The 15,388-nt window shown below is 65.6% G+C and carries 17 protein-coding genes and 1 tRNA gene; 5 read left to right on the forward strand and 13 right to left on the reverse strand.

Annotation, left to right across the window (positions count from 1 at the left end; all coding sequences use genetic code 11):
* Positions 1-201: 201 nt before the first annotated feature.
* The 7 genes from C1720_RS07000 to C1720_RS07030 all read right to left on the reverse strand — a co-directional run bounded on the left by C1720_RS07000 (position 202) and on the right by C1720_RS07030 (position 7,149).
* Positions 202-277 (reverse strand) — tRNA-Phe (locus C1720_RS07000).
* A 28-nt stretch (positions 278-305) separates the two neighbouring features.
* Positions 306-1,010, reverse strand: coding sequence for a response regulator (locus C1720_RS07005; RefSeq protein WP_050714997.1), 705 nt, complete (start codon positions 1,008-1,010; stop codon positions 306-308).
* A gap of 23 nt (positions 1,011-1,033) precedes the next feature.
* The gene (locus C1720_RS07010) at positions 1,034-3,307 is read right to left on the reverse strand and encodes a sensor histidine kinase (RefSeq protein WP_102283711.1); all 2,274 of its coding nucleotides are present in this window, start codon (positions 3,305-3,307) and stop codon (positions 1,034-1,036) included.
* Positions 3,304-4,179, reverse strand: a complete 876-nt coding sequence (locus C1720_RS07015; protein ID WP_199170969.1) for a DUF4390 domain-containing protein — start codon at positions 4,177-4,179, stop codon at positions 3,304-3,306. Before C1720_RS07015 ends, C1720_RS07010 begins: the two co-directional genes overlap by 4 nt.
* On the reverse strand, positions 4,160-5,518 hold the full coding sequence (rsmB, locus tag C1720_RS07020) for a 16S rRNA (cytosine(967)-C(5))-methyltransferase RsmB (protein WP_102283713.1): 1,359 nt from the start codon (positions 5,516-5,518) through the stop codon (positions 4,160-4,162). Before rsmB ends, C1720_RS07015 begins: the two co-directional genes overlap by 20 nt.
* Positions 5,519-5,651: 133 nt before the next feature.
* A complete protein-coding gene (locus C1720_RS07025) occupies positions 5,652-6,296 on the reverse strand; it encodes an MBL fold metallo-hydrolase (protein ID WP_102283714.1) in 645 nt (214 codons plus the stop codon).
* A 58-nt stretch (positions 6,297-6,354) separates the two neighbouring features.
* Complete coding sequence (locus C1720_RS07030; RefSeq protein WP_102283715.1) at positions 6,355-7,149, reverse strand: exodeoxyribonuclease III; 795 nt, start codon at positions 7,147-7,149, stop codon at positions 6,355-6,357.
* 13 nt (positions 7,150-7,162) lie between these two features.
* Between C1720_RS07030 and pyrE the strand changes: the two genes are divergently transcribed.
* Complete coding sequence (gene pyrE, locus C1720_RS07035) at positions 7,163-7,852, forward strand: orotate phosphoribosyltransferase (RefSeq protein ID WP_102283716.1); 690 nt, start codon at positions 7,163-7,165, stop codon at positions 7,850-7,852.
* Between the two features lie 124 nt (positions 7,853-7,976).
* The gene (locus C1720_RS07040; RefSeq protein WP_102283717.1) at positions 7,977-8,690 is read left to right on the forward strand and encodes a DUF4124 domain-containing protein; all 714 of its coding nucleotides are present in this window, start codon (positions 7,977-7,979) and stop codon (positions 8,688-8,690) included.
* Positions 8,691-8,745: 55 nt separating this feature from the next.
* On the opposite strand, the gene C1720_RS13675 is transcribed toward C1720_RS07040, so the two are convergent.
* Complete coding sequence (locus C1720_RS13675; RefSeq protein ID WP_158241658.1) at positions 8,746-8,886, reverse strand: hypothetical protein; 141 nt, start codon at positions 8,884-8,886, stop codon at positions 8,746-8,748.
* 120 nt (positions 8,887-9,006) lie between these two features.
* Here C1720_RS13675 and C1720_RS07045 point away from each other — a divergent pair, with 120 nt between their 5' ends.
* Both C1720_RS07045 and C1720_RS07050 read left to right on the forward strand, forming a co-directional pair.
* Entirely contained in the window at positions 9,007-9,309 is a 303-nt protein-coding gene (locus C1720_RS07045) for a sulfurtransferase TusA family protein (protein WP_199170970.1), read from the forward strand.
* Between the two features lie 133 nt (positions 9,310-9,442).
* Entirely contained in the window at positions 9,443-9,844 is a 402-nt protein-coding gene (locus tag C1720_RS07050; RefSeq protein ID WP_102283719.1) for a pyrimidine dimer DNA glycosylase/endonuclease V, read from the forward strand.
* A 27-nt stretch (positions 9,845-9,871) separates the two neighbouring features.
* Here C1720_RS07050 and C1720_RS07055 read toward each other — a convergent pair whose 3' ends face one another.
* The 5 genes from C1720_RS07055 to holA all read right to left on the reverse strand — a co-directional run bounded on the left by C1720_RS07055 (position 9,872) and on the right by holA (position 13,963).
* On the reverse strand, positions 9,872-10,183 hold the full coding sequence (locus tag C1720_RS07055) for a hypothetical protein (RefSeq protein WP_102283720.1): 312 nt from the start codon (positions 10,181-10,183) through the stop codon (positions 9,872-9,874).
* Positions 10,164-11,126: an ABC transporter substrate-binding protein gene (locus C1720_RS07060; RefSeq protein ID WP_102283721.1), complete on the reverse strand. Its 963-nt coding sequence runs from the start codon at positions 11,124-11,126 to the stop codon at positions 10,164-10,166. Before C1720_RS07060 ends, C1720_RS07055 begins: the two co-directional genes overlap by 20 nt.
* 24 nt (positions 11,127-11,150) lie before the next feature.
* The gene (locus tag C1720_RS07065) at positions 11,151-11,927 is read right to left on the reverse strand and encodes an ABC transporter ATP-binding protein (protein ID WP_199170971.1); all 777 of its coding nucleotides are present in this window, start codon (positions 11,925-11,927) and stop codon (positions 11,151-11,153) included.
* Positions 11,924-12,319: an ABC transporter permease gene (locus tag C1720_RS07070; RefSeq protein WP_102283722.1), complete on the reverse strand. Its 396-nt coding sequence runs from the start codon at positions 12,317-12,319 to the stop codon at positions 11,924-11,926. The genes C1720_RS07065 and C1720_RS07070 overlap by 4 nt, the downstream gene beginning before the upstream one ends.
* A gap of 552 nt (positions 12,320-12,871) precedes the next feature.
* Positions 12,872-13,963, reverse strand: coding sequence for a DNA polymerase III subunit delta (gene holA, locus C1720_RS07080; protein WP_102283724.1), 1,092 nt, complete (start codon positions 13,961-13,963; stop codon positions 12,872-12,874).
* A 301-nt stretch (positions 13,964-14,264) separates the two neighbouring features.
* On the opposite strand from holA, the gene alr reads away from it, so the two are divergent.
* Complete coding sequence (gene alr, locus C1720_RS07085) at positions 14,265-15,344, forward strand: alanine racemase (protein ID WP_102283725.1); 1,080 nt, start codon at positions 14,265-14,267, stop codon at positions 15,342-15,344.
* Positions 15,345-15,388 lie beyond the last annotated feature (44 nt).

Consider the following 15,388-nt stretch of genomic DNA (forward strand, 5'->3'; position numbering starts at 1 on the left):
CTGAAAGCATGGGTTGTTCACTCCTGTATTCATAGCATGATGTCTTGGTGGAGACAGCGCGAAACAGTATTTCCGTTTCCTATATGTGCTCCTGTTTTTGATTGGGAAGCGAGCTTTCGAAACGCTTTTCTGTGTGTCGCAGGATTTTGAACAGGCTTAAAAGAAAACGCCCCGCCGGAGAACCGGCAGGGCGTTTGCATTTGGTGGCCTGGGGCGGGATCGAACCACCGACACAAGGATTTTCAGTCCTCTGCTCTACCAACTGAGCTACCGGGCCATAAAGAAGGCGAATTCTAACACGGCTTTCAGGCGGCCTGGCTGTGCTTGCGGTTGCGGGAAAGGTCGATACCCAGCTGCTTGAGCTTGCGGTACAGGTGTGTGCGCTCCAGGCCGGTTTTTTCGGCCACCCGGGTCATGGAGCCGTTTTCCATGGCCAGATGGTATTCAAAATAGGTTTTTTCAAAGTGATCGCGGGCCTCGCGCAGGGGGCGGTCCAGATCGAAGCTCTGGCGGCTTTGAGGGCCTGTGGGCGCAGGGTCGGGCTGAACAGCGGGCGCTTGCGGGTGCCCTGCCAAGGGCATGGTGACGGCGGTCAGCGCGGGCGTGACCGGACGCGGGGCGCTGGCGAGCTTGGGCGCAGGGGGCGGATCACGGTGTAGGGCCTGCTGCACGGCTTTGAGCAGTTTTTGCAGGGTGATGGGTTTTTCCAGGAAATCCTGTGCGCCGATGCGAGTGGCTTCGCTGGCAGTGTTCAGGGTGGCATGGCCGCTCATCATGATGACGGGCATGGTGAGCAGGCCGGCGGCGCGCCACTCTTTGAGCAGGGTCACGCCGTCGGTGTCAGGCATCCAGATGTCAAGCAGCACCAGGTCAGGCTGGGATTCCAGGCGGGCGGCGCGGGCGCTGGCGGCGTTTTCGGCCAGCTGCACGGTGTGGCCTTCGTCATTGAGGATTTCGGAGAGGAGATCCCGGATGCCCAGCTCGTCATCAACCACCAGAATATTTGCCATGGTTATTCGTGTTTTCTCAGATATCAAACGTCGCTTTTGAATGATAACGACACCAGTGCGCCGCACGCCGCGCCGTTTTCGCAGCGGTTGGACAGGTCGATGCGCGCGCCGTGTTCGTCGGCGATTTTCTTGACGACAGCCAGCCCCAGCCCGGTGCCTTTGGCCTTGGTGGTGACGTAAGGCTCGAAGGCGCGCTGAAGAATGGCGTCGGCAAAGCCGTGGCCGCTGTCGGCGATGGTCATGCGCACGCGGTGCAGGCCGTCTTCGGCTTGCAGGGTTTGGGTGCGGATGATGACGGGGGCGCTGCGTCCGGCCGCTTCCGTGGCGTCCTGCGCGTTTTGCAGCAGGTTGTGGATGACCTGGCGCAGCTGCTGCGCGTCGCCCAGGATGCGGGGGCTGGCCGCGTCCAGCTCGGCGCGCACGGGCACGCTGCGCGCGCCTTCGCCGGATTCGTAAAGCGCCAGCACGTCGGTGATGAGCGCGTTCAGATCCAGCGGCTTCAAATCGGCGCGGGGCAGGCGGGCGTAGTCGCGGAATTCATTGACCAGCCGCTTCATGGCTTGCACCTGATCGACGATGGTGGCCACGGCTTTGTCCAGCATCTGGCTTTCGGCCTCGGGCAGCTTGCCGGCCAGCTTGTGCGCCAGCCGCTCGGCCGAGAGCTGAATGGGCGTGAGCGGGTTTTTGATTTCGTGCGCCAGCCGCCGCGCCACTTCGCCCCAGGCGCGGGCGCGCTGGGCGGAGACGACTTCGGAGATGTCGTCAAACACCAGCAGCCGCAGCCCGCCGGGCAGGAGCGCGCCGCGCGCCACCAGGGTGATGGCGTTATCCGCCACGTCGCCTTCGGCGGCGTGCAGCTCGAAGGTGTGCTGCCAGTGCTTGAGGCTGCTGTGCTCGGCGCGGGCGGCCTCGAATTCGGCGAACTGCGCCTGCACGCCTTGCGCCAGCTCTTGCAGCGCGGGCAGCGTGGAAAGAGGCTTGCCCAGGCAGTAGTCGGCCAGCGGCAGGCCGAGGATGCGGTCGGCGCCGGGGTTGCCCGACTGCACGGCGCCAGCGGCGTCCAGCACGATGACGCCGGCGGTGAGGTTGTCCAGAATGGTTTGCAGGCGCGTGCGGTGCTGGTCGGCAGCGCGGCGGGCGTCGGCCAGCTGCTGCGTCATGTCTGAAAAAGAGCGGGTCAGGCCCACCAGTTCATCTTTGCCCGCCAGCACCAGCTTGGGCGTGAGATCGCCTGCTGCCACCTGGCGCATGCCCTTGGCCAGCATCAGCAGCGGCGTGGCCAGCTGCTTACCCAGCAGCACGGCCAGCAGCACCGCGCCGAACACGGCCAGAAACAGGCTGAGCGTGAGCGTGCCGATGTACATGCGGCGCAGCGCCCCCTGGCCGAGCGCGCGCTCCTGATATTCGCGGTTGGCTTCCTGCACGGCCAGCGCGTCGGCCACCAGCGCGCTGGGCAGCGGCTGCACGGCCTGCACGAAGCGCTGCTCGTCCACCAGGCTCACGCCGGGCGCGCTCACCAGCACCAGCGCCTTGATGCGGGCGCTGCCGCCAGGCTCGTCCAGCCCCTCCACTTGCGTGGCCACGCCTTGCGCGCGGGCCGTGCGCAGCTGCTGGGCGGCGGGGCGTTCAGGGTTGATTTCAAAGTGCGCGCCGCCTGCGCTGCCCACCATGCGCAGCGGGCTGCCGCCCCACAGGGAGATGTCGGTCGCGCCGGTCTGCTCCTGAATGCGCTCCAGCGGCAGGGCCGTCAGCCCGTCTGGCGTTTGCGCCAGTTGCGTGGCGGCGGCGCGCAGCTGGTTGCCAAAATCACGCGCCTGCGTGTCCAGCGAGGTGCGGGCCAGGTTCAGCCCGGCTTCCAGCGCGCCTTCCACCTTCACGTCAAACCACGATTCGATAGAGCGCGAGACGAACTGATACGACACCACGTAAATCAGCAGCCCCGGCAGCACGCCTACCAGCGCGAAGATGGCCGCCAGCTTGGTCAGCAGCCGGCTGCCAAAGCGCCCGCGCCGCCACTGCCGCCACAGCCAGCTCACGCCCCAGCCAATGCCCAGCGCCAGCATGAGCGCTACCAGTGCATTCATGGCCACCAGCGGCGCGTAGTAGTTCTGATAGAGCAGCAGATTGTTGGCGGCCTGCGCCAGCAGAAACAGCAGCATCAGCCCAACGGACAGCATGACGGCGGCGGCGGCCAGCAGCGCGCGGCGCTGCACGCGGTTCCACAGCCGGGCAAAGCGCGTGGCTGAGGGAGTGTTCAATGGCGTGGCGGGCGAAGAAGCGTCTGGCCTGCCGTTCATGCCGCGCCCTCCGGCGTCAGATCCATGTCGCGCTGCACCTCGATGCGCTCGGCCGCTTGCAGCGGGCGCGGCAGGCCCTCGTCTTGCAGCAGGTAGTGAAAGCGCAGCGTGTGGCGGCGGCCCGGCTCGAAGTGCGCGGCATTCATGATGCGCCAGTGGCTCACGCGCTGCACGGCATCCAGCGCCTCATCCAGCGTGTCAAACAGGCGGGCCGTGGTGGTCTCGGATCTGGGCGCTTCCACGCCCGCCAGCGGCTGGCTGCTGATCAGCACGCGCCAGCGGCGCATCAGGGGCAGATAGGCCAGCCGCCAGTAGCACTGGCGCGCGGCCAGGCGGCGGTCGCGCCAGTACCAGCGGCTGCGCAGCACCACGGCTTCGGCCATGAAGTGCAGGGGCACGCCTTTGAGCAGCGCCTGCTCCAGCGCGGGCGCCAGCGCAAAGCGCACGCGCGCCGTCAAAAGCAGGCTGCCATCGGCTTCGCGCCGGGTGCGCAGCTCGGCCAGCGTGGCGGTGCTGGCAGGCTGCGCCGGGCTTTCGGGCAAGGCGCTTTCGGCTTCCTGGCTTTCGGATTGCCTGGGATCAGAGGGCCTGTTTTCCGTGCTCTCTGGGGCTGAAGCGCCAGCTTCCGCCCGCCCGGCCATTTCTGCGGCAGGCGCGGCGGGCGGGCGATCCGGCCCCGTCTCCACGCTCATCTCCGCTTCCATTCCTGCCCCCGTCTCAACGCCCATCTCCGGGCTTGTTTCCGGCTGCGCTTCATCCGCCTGCGCCCAAGCGGGCAGCGCAGACAGGCAGGCCAGGGCCGCGCCCGTGCGCAGCAAGGCGCGGCGGCGCGCGGCGGCAAGGCCCGTGAATTCAGGCAGCGCTTTTTTCAAACAGGGCATAGAAAAAGCCATCTTCCGTGCAAGGTTCGTGTGCGTCCGTATCTTCACCGCATTTTTCTGCCGGATTCCCGCTGGGCGCCAGCGCGGGCAGCAAGTGGCCCGGCGCGGGCAGCGCCAGCGCGTCAGGGTGGGCGGCGCGAAAGTGATCGGCCTGCTCCTGCCCCTCGGCGCGGAACACCGAGCAGGTGGCATACAGCAGCCGCCCGCCCGGGCGCAGCAGCGGCCACAGCGCCGCCAGCAGCCGGCGCTGCGTGGCCGCCAGCGCGGCAAGGTCGGATTCGCGCCGCAGCCAGCGCGCGTCCGGATGGCGGCGGCTGATGCCCGAGGCGCTGCACGGCGCATCCAGCAAGATGGCATCAAACGGCCGCCCGTCCCACCACTGCGCGGGCCGGGCGGCATCGGCGGCGCGCACCTCGGCGGCCAGACCCAGGCGCGCCAGATTGCCGCGAATGCGCTCGCAGCGCGCGGCGTCCACATCCAGCGCCAGCACTTCAGCGCCGGGCCGCAGCTCCAGCAAATGCGCCGTCTTGCCGCCAGGCGCAGCGCAAGCGTCCAGCACGCGCAAAGCGGGCGCGCCGCCAGCGGGGGCCAGCCCCTGGAGCAACAGCGGCGCGGCCCGCTGCGCCGCGCCGTCCTGCACGGAAACGCGGCCCTGTGCGAAGCCCGGCAGCGCCTGCACCGGCGCGGGGCGCGCCAGCACGATGCCCGCCGGATGCGCAGGCCCCAGCGCGCGCGCCGCCATCTGCGCCTGCGCCAGTTGCTGCAAATACGCCTCGCGGCTGCCCTGGCGCAGATTCACGCGCAGCGCCATCGGCGGCATCTCTTGCGCCTGCTCCAGCAGCGCCTGCCAGTGCGCCGGGTGATCGCGCTGCAAGCGCTGCACCCACCACAGCGGGTGATTCCAGCGCGCCACAGGGTCAGCCTGCACGGCGGCCAGCAGCGCCGCCCGCTCGCGGCCAAAGCGGCGCAGGCAGGCATTGAGAAAACCGGCTTGCGCCCGCAAACCGCGCTGGCGGCGCGCGGCTTCCACGGCCTGATCGGCCAGCGTGAAATCGCTATACGGCGGCGGCTCGCAGCAGGCCAGCGCCAGCGCGCAGCACAGCAGCGCATCCAGCGGCGGCGGCGGCGCGCGGCGCGCCAGCTGCTGGCGCAGCGCCTGCGCCCGCCCCCACTGCCGCAGCGCCTGCGAAGCCAGCGCCTGCACGCCCGGGCGCTGCGCGGCAGGCAGCGCCGCCAGCCAGGCCGTCAGCGACTGGCCCTGCCGCACCGCCTGCAAGGCGGCGGCCGTGGCCTGCAACTGCTGCCAAAGCGGCGTTTTCGGTTCATTCATGGCAATGACTTGGGGCAGAATTCATCAATAAAAGGAGCAAATTGAAGGGGGTGAAAATGCCGCCTTGCGCAATTTTCACTAGGACATCTTGCTATTGAACGAGGAGCGAAATCTTTGCCCTGCTCATAGCCTTTCATGTGCCCCGCACGAAGGGGTTGTGCCGCCGCTCATGGCCGAAAGTGCTGCCGGGGCCGTGGCCGGGCACAAAGGCGGTGTCATCGCCCAGGGGCCAGAGCTGGCGGGTGATGCTGTCTATCAGCTGCGCGTGGCTGCCTTGCGGAAAGTCCGTGCGGCCCACGCTGCCCGCAAACAGCACGTCGCCCACAAAAGCCAGCCGGGCTTCGGGCGAGTGAAAGATGACGTGGCCTGGCGTGTGCCCTGGGCAGTGCCGCACCGCCAGCTCGCAGCGGCCCAGCTGCACGGTGTCGCCGTCATGCAGCCAGCGCGTGGGCGTGAAGGCGCGCGCGGGCGGCAGGCCGAACAGGCGGCTTTGCTCGGCCAGCGCGTCGATCCAGAACTGGTCGGCCGGATGCGGGCCGATGATGGGAATTTGCCAGCGCTCGGCCAGCTCCGCCGCGCCGCCCGCGTGGTCGATGTGGCCGTGCGTGAGCCAGATTTGCCCGGGCTTCAAGCCCAGCGCCTGCGCGGCCTGCTCGATGCGCGGCAAATCGCCGCCGGGGTCAATCACGGCCGCCTCGCGCGTTGCATCGCACCACAGCAGCGAACAGTTTTGCGCAAAAGCCGTTACGGGAATGATTTGATAATGCAAAACGGACATGGCAATGGGCCTTGTTTCAGAATATCGCACGCCAAAAAATCAAGCCTGCATGGGAATATCACAGCGCCATTTCATATTCAATCGTCAGCGGCGCGTGGTCGGAAAAGCGCTGCTCCTTGTAAATGGCGCTGCGGCGGGCCAGCTGGCCGGTGGCCTCGGTGGCCAGGTGGTAATCAATGCGCCAGCCCACGTTGTTGGCCCAGGCCTGGCCCCGGTTGCTCCACCAGGTGTAGGCCTCGCCAGTGGCCTGCGGGTGCAGGCGGCGGTACACGTCTGTCAAGGGCACTTCGGCCAGCGCGCGGCTCATCCAGGCGCGCTCTTCGGGCAGAAAACCGCTGTTTTTCTGGTTGCCTTTCCAGTTTTTCAGGTCGATTTCCTGGTGCGCGATATTCAAATCGCCGCACAAAATGAATTCGCGCCCGCTCTTGAGCCGCTTCAAAAAAGGCAGGAAACCGTCCAGAAAACGGAATTTGGCCGCCTGCCGCTCTTCACCGGAAGAGCCGCTGGGAAAATAGCTGCTGATAATGGAGAATTTGCGCGCGGGCGTATCAAACCGCAATTCCACATAACGGCCTTCCGCATCGAATTCCTCGCTGCCGTAGCCTGCCAATACCTCGCTGGGTTCGTGGCGCGTATAGATGCCCACGCCGGAATAGCCCTTTTTCACGCTGGCCAGATGGAAATACCCGCGCATGCCCGCCAGCGTTTCAAAGCGGCCCGCCACGTCGGGCATTTGCGCCTTGACTTCCTGCACGCAAATACAATCGGGCCTTTGCGCCAGCAGCCATTCGCCCAGCCCCTTGCCGGCGGCCGAGCGTATGCCATTGAGATTGAGGCTGGTGAGTTTGAACAAAGTGAATCACTCCATGAATGCCCTGTTGAACAAGACTGAATGCGAAGAAAATGCGCTGGCGCAGGAATTCGTGCAATTTGCCATTGATTGCGGCGTGCTGCGTTTTGGCGAATTCAAAACCAAGGCCGGGCGGATTTCGCCTTATTTTTTCAATGCCGGGCTGTTTGATGATGGCGCGCGCCTGGGGCGGCTGGCGCAATTTTACGCACGGGCCATTTTGGCCAGCGGCATTGAATTCGACATGATTTTCGGCCCCGCCTACAAGGGCATTCCGCTGGGCAGCGCCGTGGCCGTGGCGCTGGCCGCCGCCGGGCACAACAAGCCTTTTGCCTACAACCGCAAGGAGGCCAAGGACCACGGCGAGGGCGGCTCGCTGGTGGGCGCGCCGCTCAAGGGGCGCGTGCTCATCGTGGATGACGTGATGTCGGCCGGCACCGCCGTGCGCGAATCCATCGCCCTCATCCGCAGCGCGGGGGCCACGCCGCATGCGGTGGCCATTGCGCTGGACCGGCAGGAAAAAGCCACGGAAAACGGGCAGGACGCCCCCTGGAGCGCCGTGCAATATGTGCGCGAGAAACTGGGGCTGAAGGTGTGCGCCATCGCCAGCCTGGCACAGCTTTTGCAGTATCTGGAGCAGGACCCGCAGTCCCTGCCATACTTCAAGGCCGTGGCGGCCTACCGCGAACGCTATGGCGCGGCCTGAGCCGCTGTTCTGAGAGCCGCCCCAAGGGAGAAGCCGTATTTTTGCTCCTGTCTTCATAGCTTGAAGTCCTAGTGGAATGTGCGCAGAACGGAATTTCATCTCCTTGAATTTGCTCCTTTTTCCGATGCCAAAACCTGCCGCCTTGCGCGATTGCCTGATGCCTGAACCCGCGTTTTCCATCTTCCGCCTGGGCCGCGCCGCTGGCGCGATTGCTGCCGCGTGGCTGGCTACGGGCCTGGCTGGGACGGCGCTGGCCGCCGATCCGGGCAAGAGCGCTGGCGGCATCTATACCTGTGTGGATGCCTATGGCCGCCGCATCACTTCCGACCGGCCCATTCCCGAGTGCATGGACCGCGAGCAGCGCCAGCTGTCTTCCAGCGGCGTGACGCGCCGCGTGCTGCGCCCGGAGCCGACGGTGAGCCAGCTCAAGGAGCAAAAGGCCAAGGCCGAGCAGGCCAAGCAGCGGCTTCAGGAGCAGGAAAACCAGCGCCAGCGCGATATCGCCCTGGCCATCCGCTATCCCAATCTGGAAGCGCACGCCAAGGCGCGGCGCGACGCGCTTGAGCCTTCCCAGCTGCGCATGGGCCTGATAGAAAAGCGCCTGCAAGCCTTGCAGCAAGAGCGCGACGAGCTGCAAAAGCGTCTGGACAGCTTTGCCGACCCGCAGAAGATTCCGGCCTATATCAAGCGCAACGCGGAAACCAACCAGAAGAATCTGGAGGCGCAGGAGCGCGCGATGGCCAACGAGCAGGAGGAGCGCAGGCTGCTCAACGCCCGCTTTGATGACGAGCTGGCGCGGCTGAAAAACATCTGGCAGGCGCAGGAAGACGCGCCTTGACGGCGCTGCGCGCGGCAGGGGCCGGGCAAAAGGGAGCTTGCACGCTCCCTTTTTTTCATGCCTGCTGGCTGGGCAGCATCACGGCGCGCAACAGCTTTTCTTCAGGCAGACCCAATATCTGCGCCACCTTGCGGGCTTTCCAGGCCAGGTAGGCCTGGCGGCCGGGGCTGTCGGGCGCGTCTTGCCAGGCGCGCACTTGCTGGCGAATTCGTCGTCGAACACCTGCGGGCTGGGCCAGATTTGCACGGCGCGGCCCCGGTAGCTGATTTCAAAGACGAACTGCCCGCCCAGCGAAAACGGCGCGTGCGGGTGGCAGGTGACGGGCTGGCACAGGCAGCGGTTTTCGCGCACGGCGCGCGAGAGCAGCGTTAAATTACCTGCATTGGGGCTTGTTTGCCCCTTTCCTTTAGTTGAAGCGAAAGAAACTATGGCAAAACTAAATAAAGGAGATTGCTTAGAAATTGAGTTTGATTGTACTCAAGCTACAGAAGCTATCCCTGCATGGGCTGCCGAGGAAGGCTATGAAGTGACAAATTATGAACAAATTGATGACGCCAAATGGACGATTACCGTGATGAAACAGACCTCAAAGTGCGGTCAAGAAACAAAATTTATGTAGCCGTAGCACAACGCTGAAATGACGACCTCTGAGCTTGTTGGCGTGTAAGTAAGGTTAGCGCCACACAAATAAGCTGGACGGCATCCTGTATTTCTTCTGGTATTACGCCTCTCTATTGATTTCGTGATGATTTATGACCCGAATTAATCTTGTCCCGCCGAGTGAATTGTGCGATCAACATTTGCTTGCCGAACACCGCGAACTTACCCGTATTCCCAACGCTGTTGCCAAAGGGAAATTTCACCTAAAAGGCCAACCGACGGAATATAAACTGGGTGAGGGCCATGTGCGGTTTTTCTTTAATAAAATGGCCTTCTTGAAGAAACGTTATGATGCGCTTCATGCCGAATGCAGAGCGCGTGGTTTCAACGTGACATATATTTGGCCGCAAGAACTCAGCACCGATGCCGCATTATGGCTGGATTATACCCCCACTGAACAAGCCCTGGCCACCAATCGCCAACGGATTGAGGAAAGAATGCCGGCAAAGGCCAGATTTACAGACAGGAAGATTCTCTTGGAAAATGATTCGTAAATCACTGACTGTGATTTATTCCTCTAATCAAACGTGGAAATAATGCGGAGTACGAATGGTATAAGCAGAGGTGCTTTCCACTTCCACGCAATCCACCAGCTCGAGGCCAGGAAAGCACAGCCGCCAGTACAGCTCGCGCCGCTGCACGGGTTCTTCGGGCGAGAGCAGGCGCAGGCCAGCCACGCGCGCCATGAGCGCGGCGGCAATGGCGTTGGCGTGGGAGGCGTACTTGATGAAATCGGCAGGGCCGATTTCGATCACGCCGTCTTGATCGGCCACCCGCACGATGTGCGAGCCGGCGGGGATGGGGCGGGCGGGTTCATTGGGCGCTGGCGCCATCCAGCGCGGCGGGGGCGACGAGGGCGCGCACATCCACGCGGTTGCGCATCATGCCGTTGTCCAGCATGAACTGCATGTCGGCTTCCAGGGCGCGGAAGTCGCTTTCGCTCAGGCGCTGGGTGAAGTGCGTCCAGTCGTAGAGCTGGCGGGCTTCTTGCTCGCTTACGTTTTGCAAGCGCGCGCCCAAGGCAATGGCCTCTTCGCGGTGCGCCTGAATCCACTGCCAGGCTTCGTCATGCGCGGCCACCACGGCCTGTACGCGGTCGGGGTGCGCTTTCAGGAATTTTTCGCTGGCGGTCATGGTCAGCAAGGGCGTGAGCAAACCGGTGGCGCGCGCCAGCACATGGGCGCCGTCTTTTTGCGCGTTGAGCACGAAATTGGCCGCCAGCAGCGCCGCGTCGGCCTTGCCGCTTTGCACGGCGGCAAAGGCCTGCGGCAGGTCCATTTGCACGAAATTGACTTGCTGCACGCTCATGCCCTCGCGCGCCAGCGCGGCGGCCAGCAACTGGTGCAGCACGGTGCCCTTGGGGCCGGCGACGGTCTTGCCCTTCAGATCAGCCACCGCGCGTGGGCCACCCTTGGCGGCCACGATGGCGAAAACGTCCGTCGGGCGCGCAACGCCCGCGATGATGCGCACAGGGTTGCCTTCGCCATTGGCCATCAGCACGGAGGCGGTGTTCATCACGCCGCCTATGTCCAGATCGCCGCTGGCCAGCGCCTGCGCTTGCTTGGCGCCGGAGGTGATTTCAGGCCACTGCGCCTGCAGGCCCAGCGGCTCCAGGCGTTTTTGCAAGATGCCCTTTTCCTTCATCACCATCAATTGCAGATTGAAGGGCGCGCGCACGTAGCTGATGCGCAGCGGCTTGGGTTCCTGCCGGGCATGAGCCGCCGGGGCGGCCAGCGCCGAAAGCAGGCACAGGGTGAAAAAGAAACGTCTTTTCATGAAATACAGCTCCTTTGTGAAAGCTCAGGGGAAAGAAACAGGAGAAACCGGAGCGGCCGCAGAGACGGAAAGGGCAGAAGATGCGTCAGCGGCGCACAGGGCCTGCACGATCTGGCTTCTGGCCTCGTCCGTGCGCCAGGGCGCGTTCCACTGCCGCGCCACGCGCCCGGCCTGCATCACGAACAGGCGGCGGCCCAGCGCAAGGGCCTCGTCCACGTCATGCGTGACGAACAGGCAGGTGGTTTGCCGCGTGGCGATGAGCTGGCGCAGGGCCGCCTGCAAGCTGCGCCGCGTGATGGCGTCCAGCGCGGCAAACGGCTCGTCCATCAGCAGCAGGCGCGGCTCGCGCAGCAGGGCGCGCGCAATGCCCACCCGCTGGGCCATGCCGCCCGAAAGCTCATGCGGAAACAGCGCCTGCGCGCCCGCCAGCTGCACCACTTCCAGCGCCTGGCCGATGCGCTGCGCCTTCTGTGCCCGCTTCATGCCCCTGCGATGGGCCAGCGCCAGCCCCAGGTTCTCGCCCACCGTCAGCCAGCGCAACAGGCGCGGGGCCTGAAACACCATCGCGCAATCCTGCGGCCGCGCCAGCACCTGGCCTGCATCCGGCGGCAGCAGACCGGCCGCCACGCGCAGCAGCGTGGACTTGCCGCAGCCCGAAGCCCCCAGCAGGCAATTGATGGCGCCAGCTTCCAGCGCCAGCGAGGCATCGCGCAGCACCGGCCGCCCGCCCAGGCGCAGGCTCACGCCCTCAAGCACGGCCTCAAGTGCGGCCCCGAGTGCGGCAACAGGCGCTTCGCTCACGCAGCCACCTCCGGAAAGCGCCGCCCCAGCAAAGCGGCGGCCGCGCGCTGAAAGGCCCAATCCATCGCCCAGCCCAGCAGGCCGATGACCAGAATGCCCGCCATCACCACGTCCGTGCGCTGCAACTCCTGCGCATCAAGAATCAGATAACCCAGCCCGCTGCCCGCCGCAATCAGCGCCCGCCAGCTGTAGCCAAAACCCAGGCGCACTCCCGTCACCAGCGAAGGCACGGCCGCCGGCGCCGCAATGCAAGCCACATACGCCCAGCGCGGCAAATCCAGGCTGCGCGCCAGCTCGTCGTCTTGCGCCGTCACGCAGCGAAAGCCGCCCAGCGCATTCAGAAACACCGGAAAAAAACGAAGCCAGCACGATGATGCTGATTTGCGTGGCATTGCCTATGCCCAGCCACAACACCAGCAGCGGCGTCAGCGCCAGCGGCGGAATCATGCGCAGCAGCGGCAGCGCCACGCGCAGATTGCGGCGCATGGAAGAAAAACGCCGCGTCATGCCCGCCCCCGAACCGGCTCATCAGCACGCGGCAGGCGCGCGATGGACATTTGCCAGAGCCTGCTCACGGCCAGGCCGCGAAAAGCCAAGAAGCGCATTGGATCAGGAAAGGCATGAACAGGGAACGCACAGCGCCATTTCGCCCCGTGATTCATGGCAAGTTATCCAAAAGCCTGTCGTTACAAACTGCCGGATGATATGGCTTCGCATTCAGCTGCACGCTGCGTTTGAGGTCATGGCGCAGCATCGCCGTGCGCTGCCGCGCTGCAAGCCCAAGACGAGCGCGGGCGCCTTTGAGCGAGCTTTGTCCATCTGGTTGAATCAATAAGAGGAGCAAATTTGAGTGGCAAGAAATGCCATTCAGCGCAGATTCCACTAGGACATATTGCTATATATAAAGGAGCAAATAGGACTGGGCGGGCTGGGAGCGCGGGCTTTTAGCGCCTGCAGGCGGCGGCGCAGGCGGCCGTCAGGCCTTGGGCCAGGCGGTGCAGCGCGGGCCAGGGGGCGGCTGGCCAGCCGGGGGCTGGCAGGCCCTTGCAGATGCCGTCCACGAAGTGCGCGGCTTGCAGCAGGCTGGCCAGTTGCGCGGCGGGCAGGCCGGGCAGGGCGCGTTCGATGAGGCGCTCGCGCTGGCCCCACACGCGCGCTTCGCGCAGGGCCAGGGGCAGGGGGCGGCCAGCGGCGGTGGCGTCTTTCACGCGCTTGAGGGTGCGGATGTCTTCGGCAATGGCGTAGTGCACCAGCACTTCGGCTTCGCCTTCGGCTCGCAGGCCGTCGAGCATTTTTTGCGTGCGGGCGCGCTGGCCGGCCAGCATGGCTTCGGAGAGTTTGAAGACGTCGTAGCGGGCCACGTTGAGCACGGCGGCTTCAATTTGCGCGCGGCTGACTTCGCCTGGCGGGTAGAGCAGGGCGAGCTTGCTGATTTCCTGATGCGCGGCCAGCAGGTTGCCTTCCACGCGGTCAGCGAAAAAGCGCAGGGCCTGCTGGCCTTCTTCGCCTGCGGGCACGCGCTGGCTCTGGCGCGCCATGCGTTCGGCTATCCACGCGGGCAGGCGGGCGCGGTCGATGGAGTCGGTCTGCACGCACACGCCCGCCGCTTCCAGCGCCGTGAACCACGGGCTGGTTTTGGCGGCTTTGTCCAGCCGGGGCAGGGTGATGAGGGTAAGCACGCCCGGGCCTGGCGCGTTGGGAGTGGCTTGTGCGGCCTGCCCGGCAATCTGCGCGGCCAGTTGCTGCAAGGCCGCGCTGCCTTCCTTGCCGGGCTTGCCCGACGGGATGCGGATTTCCACGATCTGCTTTTGCGCAAAGAGGCTGAGCGACTGCCCGGCGGCCAGCGGAGCGCTCCAGTCGAAGTGCGCGCCCATCACGGTGTGCACGCTGCGCTCGGCATGCCCGGCGGCGCGTGCGGCGGCGCGGATGGCGTCTTGCGCTTCCTGCGCCAGCAGCGGTTCATCGCCGTGCAGCACATACAGCGGGCGCAGCCCTTGGGTCAGGTGGGCGGGCAGTTGCGTGAGGGGCAGTTGCATGGGCGGCAAGGGGATGGAAGAAGCGGGTGATTGTCTTTGTCTGGGCGCGGGCAGGCATTGGAGCGGCCAGCCGCACAGGCGTTGATTTGCTCTTGTATCAATAGCGTGATGTCCGCATGGACGGGCGCAGAAGGGTGTTTTCATGGGTGCCGATTTGCTCCTTTTTTTGATGAGAAAAACGGGCTTTCAGGCCGTCTGGGCGCTTGGCAGGGCTGCGGGGCGGGGCTGGCGCGCGCCAAGCCGCCGCGAACCCCGGTGACACAATCGCCGCCTTCGCTTTCCGCCCCCCTGCCGCTTCGCCATGCCCCGCCCTCTTTTGGCTACCGTTCATCACGCCGCGCTGCGGCACAACCTGGCGCGCGTGCGGCAGGCGGCGCCGGAGGCGCGGGTGTGGGCCGTGGTCAAGGCCAACGCCTACGGACATGGCATTGAGCGCGTGTTCGAGGCATTGCGCGGCGCCGATGGCTTTGCGCTGCTGGAGCTGGATGAAGCCGAGCGCCTGCGCGCCTTGGGCTGGCGCGGCCCCATCTTGCTGCTGGAAGGCGTGTTTGAGCCGCGCGATCTGGAAACCTGCTCGCGCCTGAATTTGTGGCACGCCGTGCACTGCGACGAGCAGATCGACTGGCTGGCCATGCACAAGACGCACCAGCCGCATCGCGTTTTTCTCAAGCTCAACAGCGGCATGAACCGCTTGGGCTTCGCGCCTGGCCGCTACCGCGCCGCCTACGCCCGGCTGGCGGCGCTGCCCCAGGTGGAGGAAATTTCGCACGCCACCCACTTTGCCGATGCCGATGGCGCGCGCGGCATTGCGCTGCAGCAGGCTGTTTTCACGCAAGCCACGCAGGGCCTGCCCGGCGAGCGCACGCTGTGCAACAGCGCCGCCTTGCTGCGCCACGCGGGCGATGCGTCTTCTGACTGGGTGCGCCCCGGCATTGCCCTTTACGGCAGCTCGCCCGACTACCCTGCGCACAGCGCCAGCGATTGGGGCCTGCAGCCCGCCATGTCGCTGACCTCGCGCCTGATCGGCGTGACTCACGTGCAGGCCGGGGAGCGCGTGGGCTACGGCGGCCTGTTCACGGCACAAGGCCCCATGCGCGTTGGCGTGGTGGCCTGCGGCTACGCCGATGGCTACCCGCGCGAAGCGCCCACCGGCACCCCCGTGCTGGTGGACGGCGTGCGCACCCGCACCCTGGGCCGTGTGAGCATGGACATGCTGGCCGTTGATCTCGCTCCCGTGCCGCAGGCCGCTTTTGGCTCGCCTGTCACCCTTTGGGGGCCGGGGCTGTCCATTGATGAAGTGGCCCACGCCGCTGGCACCGTGGGCTACGTGCTGATGAGCGCCCTGGCTCCGCGCGTGCCCGCCGTGGTGGATGAGGGCTGAAGCCTTGCCGGAGGGCTACAGGAACCTGCCTGCGGCCTGATGCG

Origin of the sequence: Ottowia massiliensis, from assembly GCF_900240305.1 — a bacterium.
GTDB classification, from domain to species: Bacteria; Pseudomonadota; Gammaproteobacteria; order Burkholderiales; family Burkholderiaceae_C; genus Ottowia; species Ottowia massiliensis.

Bases quoted from the DNA above. Each gene is read 5' to 3' on its own strand.
- C1720_RS07005 (WP_050714997.1), bottom strand. From the start codon at position 1,010: ATGGCAAATATTCTGGTGGTTGATGACGAGCTGGGCATCCGGGATCTC.
- C1720_RS07010 (WP_102283711.1), bottom strand. From the start codon at position 3,307: ATGAACGGCAGGCCAGACGCTTCTTCGCCCGCCACGCCATTGAACACT.
- rsmB (WP_102283713.1), bottom strand. From the start codon at position 5,518: ATGAATGAACCGAAAACGCCGCTTTGGCAGCAGTTGCAGGCCACGGCC.
- C1720_RS07025 (WP_102283714.1), bottom strand. From the start codon at position 6,296: ATGTCCGTTTTGCATTATCAAATCATTCCCGTAACGGCTTTTGCGCAA.
- pyrE (WP_102283716.1), top strand. From the start codon at position 7,163: ATGAATGCCCTGTTGAACAAGACTGAATGCGAAGAAAATGCGCTGGCG.
- C1720_RS07040 (WP_102283717.1), top strand. From the start codon at position 7,977: ATGCCAAAACCTGCCGCCTTGCGCGATTGCCTGATGCCTGAACCCGCG.
- C1720_RS07050 (WP_102283719.1), top strand. From the start codon at position 9,443: ATGACCCGAATTAATCTTGTCCCGCCGAGTGAATTGTGCGATCAACAT.
- C1720_RS07055 (WP_102283720.1), bottom strand. From the start codon at position 10,183: ATGGCGCCAGCGCCCAATGAACCCGCCCGCCCCATCCCCGCCGGCTCG.
- C1720_RS07060 (WP_102283721.1), bottom strand. From the start codon at position 11,126: ATGAAAAGACGTTTCTTTTTCACCCTGTGCCTGCTTTCGGCGCTGGCC.
- C1720_RS07070 (WP_102283722.1), bottom strand. From the start codon at position 12,319: ATGCCACGCAAATCAGCATCATCGTGCTGGCTTCGTTTTTTTCCGGTG.
- holA (WP_102283724.1), bottom strand. From the start codon at position 13,963: ATGCAACTGCCCCTCACGCAACTGCCCGCCCACCTGACCCAAGGGCTG.
- alr (WP_102283725.1), top strand. From the start codon at position 14,265: ATGCCCCGCCCTCTTTTGGCTACCGTTCATCACGCCGCGCTGCGGCAC.